Source organism: Flavobacterium sp. P3_A6 (assembly GCF_056403035.1).
Genome location: NZ_JBFUGG010000006.1, coordinates 48,171 through 63,130 on the forward strand (window position 1 = coordinate 48,171; position 14,960 = coordinate 63,130).

Consider the following 14,960-nt stretch of genomic DNA (forward strand, 5'->3'; position numbering starts at 1 on the left):
GTTTTCACAAATCTCTCCTTATTTATTAATTTCTCAATTTTGATTCATTCGAGTAAAGAAATAAACAAAAATCTAAAACCTACTCTTCCTCCTTCTTGATAACCTTTCTCGCAACTTCAATCTTGAATTTCTTGCCTTTCATCTTCTCTTCTTTTATATTATGCAGCAAGTCTTTTACCTTATTGAATTTTACGGCAGCAAACGAAATAAAATCCTTCACTTCAATTAATCCCAAATCGCCTTTTTCGAGTTTTCCTTTTTGAGAAAAGAATCCTACAATATCAATTTTATTCAATTTATTTTTCTTTCCGCCACTAATGTAAATAGTTTGAAATTCGGGAGGTTTTGGCAGTGTCACTGTATTTTCTACATTAAACGCTTCCATTCCATAATCCAAATAATCCATTTTTTTCTCACTTTCATGGGCAACCACATAAGCTGTCCCCGAAGCCTGCATACGTGCAGTACGGCCATTTCTATGGGTAAACTCATCTTCTTTTAAGGGCAGATGATAATGGATAACGTGCTTCATTTCGGGAATATCAAGACCACGAGCAGCAAGATCGGTAGTAATTAAATAGCTCATGCTCCCGTTACGGAATTGAATTAGCGCACGTTCTCGTTCTTCTTGATCCATTCCGCCATGATAATAAGTAGCATAAATTCCTTTCTCATTTAAAGTATCACTAATTCGTTCGGCTGCATCGCGATGATTGCAAAAAACAATCGCCTGTTGGGATTTTAAAGAACATATCAGATTAAACAAACTTCCCAGCTTGTCTTTTTCTTTGGAAACTACCATTTTAGTAGCCAAATTGCTTTTCTGTTCTTCTTCGGTCGGGATAAAATCCAAGATTGTAGGATTCACCACCCGTGTATATTTGGGAATTTCAATGTCGGATGTAGCCGAAACTAACACCCGTTTGTTAAGTTTAGAAAGTTTTCCAATTATAAAAGACATTTGCTCATGAAAACCCAACTGCAGTGATTTATCAAATTCGTCTAAAATCAAAGTTTGGATTTTGTCCAATCGGAAAGTGTTTCTGTCAATATGGTCTGCAATTCTGCCTGGAGTTCCTATAAGAACAGCTGGCGGATTACTCAAGTTTTTGATTTCAGTATCAATGGAATGTCCGCCGTAGCATACATTTACTTTGTAATCGGTTCCCATTTTTTTCCAAACCTGTTCAATCTGCAGACCCAATTCGCGTGACGGAACCAGAATTAAACATTGAACAGACAGAATTTCAGGCTGTAGCATTTCGAAAATCGGCAATAAAAAAGCCAATGTTTTTCCGGAACCTGTTGGAGAAAGCAGTAAAATATTATTGTCATTTAGAATGACGTCTTGTGCAGTTTCCTGCATTTCATTTAGGCTATCAATACCTAAATTCAGTAATATATTGTTGGAATGGTGTTTCTTATTCATTTTGCAAAGGTAATCAAAAATAACACTCTGTTTTTACACCTTTAATTCATGAAAAAAAAATAACTGTCTTTAAAAAAAATCGATTATTCCAAATATGAATACTTATTTAGAAAAAAGTCTGCTATGCTATAACCTTATTCAATCAATTTATCTTCTTCAAATAAAAGTTTTATGTTCTCATAGGAATTCTGAAGGGCTTCCTTTATTTGATCAGGACCCAGCCAGGCAACTTTTTCAATTCCTTCTTCTAATTGACCTTTTGGAGTTCCTTCAAATGTAGACTGCATTTCAAACCAATGGGTGATTTTTAATTTGTATTTCCCGTTTCGTTTAAAAACATGATAGGTCTTCTGAAGCTTTTTAACAATTTGCAATTCATTTACGCCAGTTTCTTCTTCAACTTCGCGCATAGCCGTTTTTTCAATCAGCTCTCCTTTATCAGTACCCCCTTTTGGCAAATCCCACTTTCMGTTTCTAAAAATGAACAATACCTCCCCTTTTTTATTATAAACCAAACCGCCTCCAGCTTTATTAACGGGAATTTTTGCTTTCAAGGTTTTCATAATCACGCTTTCATCTGGGTGATAGAGATAGGCTTTCTTAATTTTATTTTGAAACATTTTTACAATAACTTGCTTAACATCAATACTATCCAACAAGAAAAGCTGAAAATCAGTCTCCTTAGAAATTTGATTTGTCAAAAAAAGTGGTTTGTCGTTAACAAAAACTTTATACATTTGTATTATGATTTTTAATAAAGATACAGCCGGAAAAACAGCCGAATTGCTTTTGCAAATAAATGCAATTAAATTGAATCCAGGAAATCCTTTTACATGGGCTTCTGGATGGAAATCGCCAATATATTGCGATAATCGTTTAATCCTCTCGTTTCCAGCCATAAGAAATTATGTCCGAGACGAGTTTTCTAAGAACATTGAAAAACAATTTGGGAAACCAGATGTGATTGCCGGTGTAGCCACTGGAGCAATAGGCATAGGAATGCTGGTTGCCGAAAGCATGGGACTGCCTTTTGTATATGTTCGCCCAGAACCCAAAAAACATGGCCGTCAAAACCAAGTAGAAGGTTTCCTGCAGAAAGGACAAAGCGTAGTAATTATTGAGGATTTAATCAGTACTGGAAACAGTAGCCTACTTGCCGTTGAAGGCTTACGGGAAGCAGGAGCAGTTATAAAAGGAATGGCAGCTATATTCACTTATGGATTTGATGTTGCAGACCAAAACTTCAAAAATGCTAATATCGATTTATACACGCTGAGCAATTATCAAAATTTATTGAATTTGGCAGTTGCAAAAAGCTATATAACCGAAAAAGAAGAGCAAACCTTGAGAGAATGGAACGTTAATCCGTCAACTTGGAATATATAATTTTAAACTGCTTAATTTTAGAATACAAATAAAACACAACTATGAATTTAGAAAGCCCAAGGGTTACCGTTGAAAAATCTGCTCAAGAATTATTCGATTTATTAAGTGATGTAAAAAACTTCGAAAAATTAATGCCTGATAATATTGCAAAATTTGAAATCACTGGCGAAGATGCTTTTATTTTTGGATTAAAAGGAATGCCCGAAATTAAATTAAAGATGAAAGATAAAGCAGCTCCCAGCAAAGTTGTTTTGGGCGCTGCAAGTGACAAGATTCCATTTACCTTAATAGCAAACATTGACGCCGTTTCTGAAAATTCAAGTGCTGTTAAACTGGATTTTGAAGGTGAATTTAATGCGATGATGGCAATGATGGTAAAAGGCCCGATTTCTAAATTTATTGAAACTTTGGCCAACAACATGACAAAATTATAACACGTTTCTATAAAAAATCAAAGCCTTTTAGTTTTCAGCTAAAAGGCTTTTTTTATTCAGTTCGACGATTTATTTTTAGATGCGTTGACATCGGGCATTTTTTGAGATATTGGTTCCTGTTCTCGCAATTGAGCGATCACGGCCAAAAGCCGGAAATAGTCTATTTTTGTTACTATTTACAAATTTAATATAGAAATTAATACAGCATCTGTACTTCTTTGAGACTGTATTCACAAATACTGTCATCTTCCAATTGAATTTGAAGTTTTCCGATAGCCGAAACGCCTTTTATGATTCCCATAAAATTGGTTTCATTTTCATCAGAAAAAGCAGTAGGAATACCAATTTTAAATAATTCATTAGAATACTCCTTCCATAAAAATGAAGCTTTTACAGCATAATCAGCTATTATTTCTTTCATTTCTGAAACTATGCTAAAAAGAATTTCTTCTTTGTCAAAAATAACACCGCAAATTAAAGACAATGACGAAGCTCTAGGCAAATTTTGAAATTTTACTTGATTTACATTCAGTCCTAACCCAACAATAGATGAAATTGTTCCTTCACCTTTAATGCTGTTTTCAATCAATATGCCACCTATCTTCTTATTGGCTGACATAATGTCGTTAGGCCATTTGATGCTTAATTCGGGTATATTATATTTTTTTAATGTACGGATTACAGCAAGTGAAATTACAACATTAAGGTTAAAAACATCTTCATTATCAAACAGAAAATCCTTAACCAAAATACTCATTATAAGATTCTTACCTGATTCAGAATCCCACTTTGCTCCCATCTGCCCTTTTCCTTTCAATTGAGTTTCAGCTGTAACAACTGTAAAATTTTGAACCTCCTGCTTGTTCGATAAACCTTTTAGAAACTCATTCGTAGAATCTATGGCATCGAGTTTGATTAACTTCATTTGTACTTTTTTTTTGCAAAACATAATTTAATATTATGTTAAGGTTCAAAATTAATCACAAAAAATGGTAACTTTACAAATTCATATAAAAAATACATGGCGAAAAAGATTATAAACAATGATGCCTTACTGGCAAACATCATAAAAGGAATAGAAGAAGTAAAAGGAAGTGATATCGATATTTTAGATTTAAGAGAAATAGACACTGCTGTTTGTGACTATTTTGTAATATGCAATGGTAACTCAAACACTCAAGTGAATGCTATTGTCAATTCAATTCAAAAAACAGTTTCAAAAGATTTAAAAGACAAACCTTGGCACGTAGAAGGTTCCGATGTTGCCGAATGGGTTTTAATGGATTACGTTCATATTGTTGTGCATGTATTTCAAAAACACATTCGTGAATATTACAATATCGAAAGTCTTTGGGGTGATGCCAAAATCACTAAAATCGAAAACAAATACTAAAGAAACAATCTTCTAATGGCTAAAGAAAATAATCCAAACTCAAATAACTTCAAGGTAAGCCCTTGGTTAGTATATACTGCAATAATATTAATTTTTTTAGGTATAAGTTTTGCAACTGGCGGATCAAACTTTCAAGAACCAGCACAGCTTACATCTTCAAAATTTAATTCCTATCTAGAGAAAGGACAAATTGAAAAAGTAATTGTTTATAACAAAAGTGAAGCCGAAGTTTTTTTAAATCCTAAAGCCTTAAGCGACCCTGAACACAAAAAAGTTGCAAAAGACATCTTGGACAGACCTAACAAAGGGCCTCATTATTCTTTTGATATAGGTAATGATCAGATTTTTCAAACTAAATTGGAAAAAGCGGTTGCCGAAGGCAAACTGAAAGATTTTAATTTTTTACCAAAAAGCAACTGGACAGATATCTTAATAAGCCTATTGCCAATAATAATCATTATTGGGGTTTGGATATTTATTATGAGAAAAATGTCTGGTGGTCCAGGTGGCGGAGGCGGACAGATTTTCAATATTGGAAAATCAAAAGCTAAACTTTTTGACGAAAAAACAGACATCAAAACCACATTTAAAGATGTTGCTGGTTTAGAAGGTGCTAAAGAAGAAATACAAGAAATTGTAGAATTCCTTAAAAACCCTGAGAAATACACTAATTTGGGAGGCAAGATTCCTAAAGGAGCTTTACTGGTAGGACCTCCAGGAACAGGGAAAACTTTATTAGCCAAAGCCGTTGCAGGAGAAGCTCAAGTACCATTTTTCTCTCTATCCGGTTCCGATTTTGTAGAAATGTTCGTAGGAGTTGGTGCTTCACGTGTACGCGATTTGTTCAAACAAGCCAAAGAAAAGTCTCCAGCTATTATTTTCATTGACGAAATTGATGCTGTTGGTAGAGCGAGAGGAAAAAGCAATATGTCAGGCGGTAACGATGAAAGAGAAAACACTCTAAATCAATTACTAACAGAGATGGATGGTTTTGGAACTAATTCTAACGTTATTGTTTTGGCCGCAACCAATAGAGCCGATGTTTTAGATAAAGCCCTAATGCGTGCTGGCCGTTTTGACAGACAAATTTTTGTTGACTTACCGGATATTCGCGAAAGAGCAGAAATTTTTCAAGTCCACTTAGGGCCAATTAAAAAAGTAGAAGGACTTGATCTTGATTTTCTTGCCAAACAGACTCCAGGTTTTTCTGGTGCTGACATTGCCAATGTTTGTAACGAAGCTGCTTTGATTGCTGCAAGAAATAACAAAACTGCTGTTGACAAACAGGATTTTCTTGATGCCGTAGACAGAATTATAGGCGGTCTTGAAAAGAAAAACAAAATCATTACTCCTGAAGAAAAAAGAGCAATTGCTATTCATGAAGCAGGTCACGCAACTGTAAGCTGGATGCTTGAACATGCTGCTCCGCTTATCAAAGTAACAATTGTACCCCGCGGACAAAGTTTAGGCGCGGCTTGGTATCTTCCTGAAGAAAGACAAATCGTAAGAACAGATCAAATGTTAGACGAAATGTGTGCTACTATGGGAGGAAGAGCAGCAGAAAAAGTTACTTTCGACCGAATCTCGACTGGAGCGCTTAGTGATTTAGAAAAAGTAACACGCCAAGCCCGTGCAATGGTAACAATTTATGGTTTGAATGACAAAATAGGAAATGTTACTTATTATGATTCATCCGGACAAAGCGAATACAGTTTTTCTAAACCTTATTCTGATGAAACCGCTAAAATAATTGACGCTGAAATTTCAGAGTTAATTGAAGGACAATACCTTAGAGCCATTCAAATTTTAGAAAAAAACAAAGACAAATTAAATCAGCTTGCCGATATTTTAATTGAAAAAGAAGTAATCTTCAAAGATGATTTAGAAGCTATATTTGGACAAAGATCTTTTGACAAAAACTTGGGTGAAGTAGTATCATAATTTAAAAATTAACAAATATTTAAAATCTTAATTCAAAACCTCGTTTTGAATTAAGATTTTTTTATCTTTGAACGTTTTCAAGTAACACAAAACGATTAGTAACAAATTTATGAATCTTTTTAAAAAATTATTTGGTTCAAACGACTCTTCTTCTAATGAAGGCAGAGATGATAATTCAAATAAACCAAATCCAGATATTAACTCCCCTCTGGATGAACAATTCATCTATAATTTTAAAAAAAATGGAGGTAAATTTTTATACTGTGAAAATTTAAATGAAGTAAAAGAACAATTTGAAAACATACTTGAAGAAAATGATTGGTTTGAATCTGAAGCCTTATGCTATGAGCCAAAATTATTTTTTTTATTAGATGAAAACAAACTCACTTACGGACAAAATATAAATCCTAAATTTTTATTGTCCAGTTGTGAAAATCTAGTAGCTGAGGAGGGATCTATTCTATTTTCATCCAATCAGATCAAACAAAAAAAACCTAATGATTTACCTTCTAATATAGTGATTTTGGCAAAAACAAGCCAGATTATTGAAGGTAAAAGTGATGGTCTTAGCGCTATCCGAAAAAAATATTTAACAGAATACCCAACCAATATCACAACCATCAAATATTTTGAAAAAGCAAAAGAAGAAGATTTTACTCAGTACGGAAGCTCTGCAAAAAATTTATACCTGTTGCTTTTAGAAGATCTTTAAAATGAATGAAACAGTAAAAAGATCAATATCTGGGGCCGTTTATATTTTATTACTGATAGCCTCAATACAATACTCTATAGAAACTTTTTTTATTCTATTTGGAGTTTTTTTATTAATTGCAGTAACTGAATTTTGCAACTTAGTGCATTTAAATAAAATTACCCCATTTATAATAGCTGGTTTATTCTATTTCTTTTTTTATAAAATTGCTGTAGCCGAGAAAGGCGATGGCATTTTATACATACTGAGGTATAATCGAAATTTTGATTTAGCAGTGTTATTCTCATCGCTTATCGTTTCTTTGAAGTGCATCGTATTTTTATTCGATAACAAAAATCTAAAAGTAGATTCCTTTTCAAAATTCGCCTATTTGATTGGATACATCATTCTTCCTTTTATTATTATCACAAAAATACCCTTTGGAATAAAGGGGTACAATCCAAACATCCTAATCAGTATTTTTATCTTAATATGGACCAATGATACGTTTGCTTATCTGGTTGGAAAATCAATTGGCAAACACAAATTATTTGAAAGGATTTCTCCCAAAAAGACCATTGAAGGATTTCTTGGCGGAATTGGATTTGCATTAATTGCAAGTTATTTTATTTCAAAATATTTTTTAATGCTTCCAGAAAAGAACACCTACATTTGGCTTATAATAGCTGTAATTGTTGGTATTTTTGGAACTATTGGAGATTTAGTCGAATCTAAATTTAAACGGATTTCTGAAAAAAAAGACAGTGGAAACATCATGCCTGGACATGGAGGCATTTTAGATCGGTTAGATAGTGTTATCTTTGTAGCACCAATTATATTTTTATTTTATCAAATTTTAAATTATGTTTCATAAAGAAGGAACTCAAAGTATTTTATTAGGCACTATTGTTACTGCTATTGTTTTTTTAGCATCAGACTATTTTATCCAAACAGAATGGATTAAAATGACAATTGAAATTGTAACTTTGTTGTTGCTGATTATCATTTTGCAATTTTTCAGAAATCCAAAAAGAACTGTAGAAATCAATGAAAATCACATTATAGCTCCTGTAGATGGAAAAGTTGTTGTAATTGAAGAAGTGTTTGAAAGCGAGTATTTTAAAGACAAAAGAATTCAGGTTTCAATATTTATGTCTCCTATAAATGTTCACGTTACCCGCTATCCCATAAGTGGCCTAGTAAAGTTTAGCAAATACCATCCAGGTAAATTTCTTGTGGCTTGGCATCCAAAAGCCAGTGAAGAAAATGAAAGAACAACTATTGTTGTTGAAAATAAAACTTTTGGAGCTATTTTGTACCGTCAGATAGCTGGTGCATTAGCAAAACGTATTGTCAATTATGCACAAGAGGGCATGCAGGTAGTACAAGGTACCGATGCTGGTTTTATTAAATTTGGCTCAAGAGTAGATATTTTTCTCCCTTTAGGCACTCCAATTAATGTGGTACTAAATCAAAAAGCAATTGGAGGAAAGACTATAATTGCAATTAAAGCTTAATGATTGAAGAAGATTTAGAAAAAAGATTTCAAGAAGCTGTAAAAATAGCTTCTTCTATGACGCAAGCGTCTTTACCCCAAGATGTGCAACTGCGTCTTTATGCCTTTTACAAACAGGCTACATTTGACAAAAGCAATTTTACGGTTACAGACAATTCTGACTTAAGAAATGCTTTTAAAACAAATGCTTGGATTCAGATCAGTCATCTTACACAAGCTGAAGCAAAGAAAAAATATATTAAATTAATTCATTCCCTAATAAAGTAATCGTATTATTTTCATGAAAAAAAACACTTTTATACTAGCAAACCTGCTCTTTATTTCGGTCTTAGTTTCTTGTAATGAAAAAAAAATGACTGAGGTTGTAGAAGTTCCGTTACCAACAGTGCAAGAAAAAATTAAAATAGGCAATCCAAATGATTTAAAAGCAAATGAAGGCTCATTTCAATTGGGAAAAATTTCTTTTGGCTATGATGCATTAGTGCCAGACTTATCGGCCTTGACATTAGAATCTCACTACAAAAATTATTTATATTACACGAACAGCCTAAACAAAACTGTAGTCGGAACAGACAAAGAAAATCTAAGCATAGAAGATATTCTTGCAAAATTAGACATTAACGATCCTGAAATAAGGAATAATGCAGGCGGTTATTACAACCATAGCCTATACTTTAATACCATAGGCCCAAAAGCAGGCGGCGAACCAAAAGACACATTGGCTTCAAAGATTACTAAAGATTTTGGTTCATTTTCCAATTTCAAAACCGTATTTAAAGAAACAGCAACTAAACAATTTGGATCAGGATGGGTTTGGCTGGTAGTTGACAAAACTGGAGTTCTGCAGTTATCAACTACTCAAAACCAAGACAATCCATTGATGACATATGCCCCAGTTGTAGGATTTCACGGAACACCTATTTTAGGAATTGATCTTTGGGAACATGCTTATTTTTTAGATTACCAATACAAAAAGAAAAATTACATCGAGCATTTTTTCAACATAATAGATTGGGAAAAAGTAAACGAAAATTACAAAGCTACTTTTAAAAGTAAGGAATAAAAAAAAGCTGATATCTAAAAAATATCAGCTTTTTCAGGACTAGACAATTAGCTGTTTTTATAACTGAAAAATAAACGATTCTAATGGCTTAACCGTAATTGACGCTTTACCTTCGCCATTTACAACCAGCAGTTGAACCACACTTTTTCCATACAATTGGTCTTTTATCGTATAACTTCCCTCTTTCAAATTCCATTTACTGATTATATCTGCCGGAATTTTCAAATTAAAACTATTAGTATTATCTGAAGAAAAATTAGTGACAACTATTAATTTTTCATAATCCGACCAGCGAACAAAAGAATATAAATAGTTAGGATCATATCCAAGTCCAGCCTGACGGTTTACCTCTTGAAGATCTTGAAACTGCCCCATCACTGCCGAACTTTTTGCAGAGAAATTAAGCAATCTCTTATAAAATTCACGCAAATCTTTTTCGCTTTGCGATAATTTTCCGCCATCAAATGCGCCGTCATTCATCCACCGCTGATGATTTGGCACTCCTACATAATCAAAAATGGATGTTCTGGAATGAGAACCAAATCCTCCATTTTCATTTCCAGCCTCCCCTACTTCCTGACCAAAATAAATCATAATAGGCGCTGCAGTAATCATGGCAGAAACTACCATCATTGGTTTTCCTTTTTCGGGAGATCCTGCAAATTCCGGACTTGCTAACCGCTGTTCATCATGATTATCCAAAAATTTTAGCATGTGAATATCGATATCAGCTAACCCGCTTTGGATGTATGACAATCCATCTGGAGGCGTTTTCCCCTGAATAATATCTTTTAATTTATCGTAAGTTTCTACTTTATCATACAGGTAATCCATTTTGCCCAAATGAATATAATTGCGGTATTCCTTCGGATTGTACACTTCAGCCATTAAAAAAGCATCCGGATTTACATTTTTTATCGCTGAGTTCATATAACTCCAAAATTCGTAAGGAACCATTTCGGCCATATCGTATCTAAAACCATCAACGCCTTTGGCTGTCCAATATAAAGCAATATCTCTGAACTTAATCCATGAATTAGGTACGCTTTTATCTTTCCAAAAATCAAAATGCTCTTTATAGGATAGTTTATCATAACCAGCAGGTAATTCAGGAAAATCTTTGATACCGTCAGGACGAACACCATAATTTACTTTAACGGTTTCATACCAGTCATTTTTATCCGGTTTTGCCAATCGGGAACCATTTCCTGTCCATTTAGCTGGGTTTTCTTCAAATTTCCCATCAATTAATGGATTGCTTTCCCCATTCAAAGGTTTGTCACCGTCAGGCAACTGAAAAGGCGTATTCGGAATATAATAAAAATTATTATCTCTTTTGTATTCCACAGCAACATCATCATCAGCTCCAAAATCTTTTACACCTTTCGGATTGCTTTTCCCTTCATATTTGCGGGCAATATGATTGGGAACAATATCAATAATTACCTTAAGGTTTGCCTTGTGGGTTCTTTTTATCAATGCTTCAAATTCTTCTAAACGCTTTTCTGGATTTACGGCCAAATCTGGATTGACATTATAATAATCTTTAACTGCATAAGGTGAACCTGCCCTGCCTTTTACCACCTCAGGGTCATCATTTGAAATTCCTATTGCGGTGTAATCACGTATCACTGCATGATGAGGGACGCCTGTGTACCAAATATGGGTAACACCAAGATCTTTTATTTCATGAAGCGCTTTATCTGTAAAATCATTGAATTTCCCGACTCCATTTTCTTCAATAGTTCCCCAAGGTTTATTGGTTGTATTTTTATTGCCAAATAATCTGGTGAAAACTTGGTAAACGACAGCCTTATTTTCTGAAACGGTTTCTTTTTTTTGTACACTCATTTTTACATCTTTAGTTTTACATGCAGCTGCCATAAGCAAAACACTTATTCCTGCCATTACTATTTTTTTTGTGATCATTTTTTTAAACTATAAAAAATTAAAAAATATACAATTGATACTATATTATACTCGCAATCAATCTATAAATTTAATGTTTTTTTCAAAAAATAATCACCCAAACCTGCCGATTCGGGTTATCTTACGGATTAAAAAATCACTACAACGTAATAGCTAATTCTTTTGTTTATAAATAATTTTTTCAGAAAAGGCCTTTATAATTCTAATGGCAAATTATTATAAATAAATCCTAATATATAAAGGGTTTACCTCATTTTTCATAAATTTACAAAAAAATTAAAACCATTGAAGAAATCTTTATATTTCATTATCTATAGTTTAGTATCACTTAGTGCAAATCTTATTTTGGCACAAGCTCCCAAAAAAATTCATGTTGAACAATCTGACTTTGCAGATATGGATAAGGATAAGTATCCAGGTGCTCTTTTACTCACAGGAAATGTAAAAGTAAGCCATGATGGTGTGGTTCTGACCTGCAATAAAGCTTATTTTTTTCAAAAGGAAAATTATTTAAAAGCTTTTGGAAATGTACAATTAGTACAAGGAGATACTTTGTATTTGAACAGTAATTATGCTGAATACAGTGGTGAATTAAAAAAAGCTTTTGCAACCGGTAATGCTGTTATGAGTTCTCCAGACGCCACATTGGCAACAGATACTATCAATTTTGACAGAAATGTTCAAGAAGTATTTTACAATACAAACGGAACAATTATCAACAAAGACAATACTTTAAAAAGTAAATCCGGAAGATATTACGTAAACCAGAAGAAATTTCAGTTTTTGACAGCGGTAACGCTTACCAATAAAACATACGAAATCAAATCCAACCACTTGGATTATTACAGCAATTCAGGTCATTCTTATCTTTTTGGCCCATCTACAATTACTAGTAAAACCAATTACATTTATACCGAGAAAGGGTTTTATGACACCAAAAAAAATCTGGCACATTTCTTAGACAAATCCTATATCAAGTATGATGATCGAGTCATAAAAGGAGACAGTTTGTATTATGACCGGAATAAAGAATTTGCATCGGCAACCCGAAATGTAAAAATAATCGATTCGATCAATCGTGGAGTAATTCGAGGACATTATGCCGAAATGTACAAAAAGAAAGACTCTATGTTTGTGACCAAAAGAGCCTTGGCAGTCAATTTTGTAGACAATGATTCTGTATATATTCATGGTAAAAAACTCATGGTTACCGGTAAAGAAGGCGACAGAATCATTCGGGCTTTCAACAATGTGCGCTTTTACAAAACTGATATGAGCGGAAAATGTGATTCTATTCATTCCAGTTCCAAAATTTCTTTGACAAAATTGATAGGAAACCCAATACTTTGGAATGGAGAAAGTCAGATTACCGGTGATGTGATGCATCTCATTGGAGATAAAAAAACACAAAAACTAGACTCTCTCAAAGTCCTCAACAATACTTTTCTGGTCTCGAAGGACACCCTTGGGACTGGCTATAATCAAGTAAAAGGACTAAACTTATTTGGAAAATTCCAAGACGGAAAAATTCATGAGGTTGATATTATCAAAAATGCGGAAGTGATTTATTACTCGCGCAATGAAGCCAAAGAACTCATCGGAATCGACAAAAGTGTAAGCAGTAAAATCAATATTCTTTTTGATAAAAACGCTATAGAAACCATCACGCGTTTCAAGCAAATAGATGGCATACTTTATCCCGAATCCGAATTGCCAGAAAATGCAAGAACACTCAGGGGACTTAAATGGCGGGGCGATGAAAGGATAAAATCCAAGGACGATGTTTTTAGCAAAGAAGAAAATACCGAAGAACTCAAAGTGATTGAAGAAACGCGAAAAGACAAAGCAAAAAAAAGTGTCCCAATGAAAGTGCGAAAAGAAACTCTGAATTATGACAAGAAGAACTCGGAGAAGTAATCAGAATGCAGTTTTCAGTCCTTATCTTAAACAATTAAACCTTTAAACGGTTAAACAATTTTAAACCCTTACAACAGTGAATCCTGATTTCATAAAATACCAAGCACAAACTTCGCCTTATCCATTAGGCATGGAAGTCTCGCATGCAATTGGCTCTTATATTTTTGACACTACTAACAAAAAATATTTAGACTTTGTAGCAGGAGTTTCGGCTTGTACGCTTGGGCATCAAAATAAAAGGGTAAATGACGCGATAAAAAATCAATTGGATAAATATTCGCATGTTATGGTTTATGGTGAATATTCACAAAGCCCGGCAGTTGAATACTGCAAATTAATGGCCTCTCTCCTGCCCGCTCCGTTAGACAAAACCTATTTGGTCAATTCAGGCACTGAAGCAATAGAAGGCGCTTTAAAACTTGCCAAAAGAGTTACAGGAAGAAGCCAGCTCATTTCCTGCCACAATGCCTATCATGGCAATACAATGGGATCGATGAGCGTAATGGGATTTGAAGAACGCAAACAGGCTTTCCGTCCATTACTTCCTGATATTGATTTTATAACTTTCAATAACGAAGCCGATTTACAAAAAATAACGCCAAAAACAGCAGGAATCTTACTCGAAACCATTCAAGGCGGAGCTGGTTTTATTGAACCTCACAATGATTTTTTAAAGAAAGTAAAAGCCAGATGCAACGAAGTGGGCGCTTTGATGATATTGGACGAAATTCAGCCAGGATTTGGAAGAACAGGTGCTCTTTTTGGATTTCAAAACTATGATGTTGTGCCTGATATTGTTGTCATGGGAAAAGGAATGGGAGGCGGAATGCCCGTAGGTGCCTTCACTGCCTCATCAGCAATGATGGATTTGTTAACTGTAAATCCAAAATTGGGGCATATTACCACTTTTGGGGGACACCCTGTCATTGCGTCAGCTTGTTTGGCTACTTTGAGAGAATTAACTGAAACCAATATCATTACAGATACTTTAGAAAAAGAAAAACTCTTCAGATCGCTTTTGGTACATCCTTTGATACAAGAAATAAGAGGAAGAGGATTAATGCTTGCCGCTATGACTGCAAGTGCAGACATAACAAATGAAGTGATTCTAAAATGCCAAGATCGGGGCTTAATTCTGTTCTGGCTGCTGTTTGAAGGCTGCGCCATCCGAATTACGCCTCCTTTGACTATTTCTGAAGATGAAATTCGAGAAGGCTGCGCCATAATTCTTGAAGTGATGGACGAAATGATGATTTAATTT

Annotated in this window: 15 protein-coding genes; 11 read left to right on the forward strand and 4 right to left on the reverse strand. The window is 34.0% G+C overall.

Annotated features, from left to right (window positions below; all coding sequences use genetic code 11):
- Nucleotides 1–79: 79 nt before the first annotated feature.
- Nucleotides 80–1,429, reverse strand: coding sequence for a DEAD/DEAH box helicase (locus AC1DVP_RS07835; RefSeq protein WP_477182942.1), 1,350 nt, complete (start codon nucleotides 1,427–1,429; stop codon nucleotides 80–82).
- 134 nt (nucleotides 1,430–1,563) lie between these two features.
- Nucleotides 1,564–2,166, reverse strand: coding sequence for an NUDIX hydrolase (locus AC1DVP_RS07840; RefSeq protein WP_477182943.1), 603 nt, complete (start codon nucleotides 2,164–2,166; stop codon nucleotides 1,564–1,566).
- A gap of 7 nt (nucleotides 2,167–2,173) precedes the next feature.
- Between AC1DVP_RS07840 and pyrE the strand changes: the two genes are divergently transcribed.
- On the forward strand, nucleotides 2,174–2,815 hold the full coding sequence (pyrE, locus tag AC1DVP_RS07845) for an orotate phosphoribosyltransferase (protein WP_477182944.1): 642 nt from the start codon (nucleotides 2,174–2,176) through the stop codon (nucleotides 2,813–2,815).
- A 41-nt stretch (nucleotides 2,816–2,856) separates the two neighbouring features.
- Nucleotides 2,857–3,249 carry an SRPBCC family protein gene (locus tag AC1DVP_RS07850; protein ID WP_477182945.1) on the forward strand — a complete coding sequence of 131 codons (393 nt, stop codon included), beginning with the start codon at nucleotides 2,857–2,859 and terminating at the stop codon, nucleotides 3,247–3,249.
- A gap of 196 nt (nucleotides 3,250–3,445) precedes the next feature.
- On the opposite strand, the gene AC1DVP_RS07855 is transcribed toward AC1DVP_RS07850, so the two are convergent.
- Nucleotides 3,446–4,174 carry a biotin--[acetyl-CoA-carboxylase] ligase gene (locus AC1DVP_RS07855; RefSeq protein WP_477182946.1) on the reverse strand — a complete coding sequence of 243 codons (729 nt, stop codon included), beginning with the start codon at nucleotides 4,172–4,174 and terminating at the stop codon, nucleotides 3,446–3,448.
- Between the two features lie 96 nt (nucleotides 4,175–4,270).
- Here AC1DVP_RS07855 and rsfS point away from each other — a divergent pair, with 96 nt between their 5' ends.
- The 7 genes from rsfS (at nucleotide 4,271) to AC1DVP_RS07890 (ending at nucleotide 9,853) form a co-directional block, all read left to right on the forward strand.
- The gene (gene rsfS, locus AC1DVP_RS07860; protein WP_100430043.1) at nucleotides 4,271–4,642 is read left to right on the forward strand and encodes a ribosome silencing factor; all 372 of its coding nucleotides are present in this window, start codon (nucleotides 4,271–4,273) and stop codon (nucleotides 4,640–4,642) included.
- Between the two features lie 15 nt (nucleotides 4,643–4,657).
- Nucleotides 4,658–6,583 (forward strand): ATP-dependent zinc metalloprotease FtsH, encoded by a 1,926-nt coding sequence (gene ftsH, locus AC1DVP_RS07865; protein ID WP_477182947.1) that lies wholly within the window; start codon nucleotides 4,658–4,660, stop codon nucleotides 6,581–6,583.
- A gap of 109 nt (nucleotides 6,584–6,692) precedes the next feature.
- Nucleotides 6,693–7,295 carry a lactate utilization protein B/C gene (locus AC1DVP_RS07870; protein ID WP_477182948.1) on the forward strand — a complete coding sequence of 201 codons (603 nt, stop codon included), beginning with the start codon at nucleotides 6,693–6,695 and terminating at the stop codon, nucleotides 7,293–7,295.
- A gap of 1 nt (nucleotide 7,296) precedes the next feature.
- Entirely contained in the window at nucleotides 7,297–8,148 is an 852-nt protein-coding gene (locus AC1DVP_RS07875; RefSeq protein ID WP_477182949.1) for a phosphatidate cytidylyltransferase, read from the forward strand.
- On the forward strand, nucleotides 8,138–8,791 hold the full coding sequence (locus tag AC1DVP_RS07880; protein WP_477182950.1) for a phosphatidylserine decarboxylase family protein: 654 nt from the start codon (nucleotides 8,138–8,140) through the stop codon (nucleotides 8,789–8,791). The genes AC1DVP_RS07875 and AC1DVP_RS07880 overlap by 11 nt, the downstream gene beginning before the upstream one ends.
- Nucleotides 8,791–9,057, forward strand: coding sequence for an acyl-CoA-binding protein (locus AC1DVP_RS07885; protein WP_477182951.1), 267 nt, complete (start codon nucleotides 8,791–8,793; stop codon nucleotides 9,055–9,057). Before AC1DVP_RS07880 ends, AC1DVP_RS07885 begins: the two co-directional genes overlap by 1 nt.
- 13 nt (nucleotides 9,058–9,070) lie before the next feature.
- A complete protein-coding gene (locus AC1DVP_RS07890; protein WP_477182952.1) occupies nucleotides 9,071–9,853 on the forward strand; it encodes a superoxide dismutase in 783 nt (260 codons plus the stop codon).
- A gap of 57 nt (nucleotides 9,854–9,910) precedes the next feature.
- Here AC1DVP_RS07890 and AC1DVP_RS07895 read toward each other — a convergent pair whose 3' ends face one another.
- Nucleotides 9,911–11,782, reverse strand: coding sequence for an alpha-amylase family glycosyl hydrolase (locus AC1DVP_RS07895; protein WP_477182953.1), 1,872 nt, complete (start codon nucleotides 11,780–11,782; stop codon nucleotides 9,911–9,913).
- 285 nt (nucleotides 11,783–12,067) lie between these two features.
- Between AC1DVP_RS07895 and AC1DVP_RS07900 the strand changes: the two genes are divergently transcribed.
- Both AC1DVP_RS07900 and AC1DVP_RS07905 read left to right on the forward strand, forming a co-directional pair.
- Nucleotides 12,068–13,699, forward strand: coding sequence for an OstA-like protein (locus AC1DVP_RS07900; RefSeq protein ID WP_477182954.1), 1,632 nt, complete (start codon nucleotides 12,068–12,070; stop codon nucleotides 13,697–13,699).
- Between the two features lie 76 nt (nucleotides 13,700–13,775).
- A complete protein-coding gene (locus tag AC1DVP_RS07905; RefSeq protein ID WP_477182955.1) occupies nucleotides 13,776–14,957 on the forward strand; it encodes an aspartate aminotransferase family protein in 1,182 nt (393 codons plus the stop codon).
- The last annotated feature ends 3 nt before the right edge of the window (nucleotides 14,958–14,960 follow it).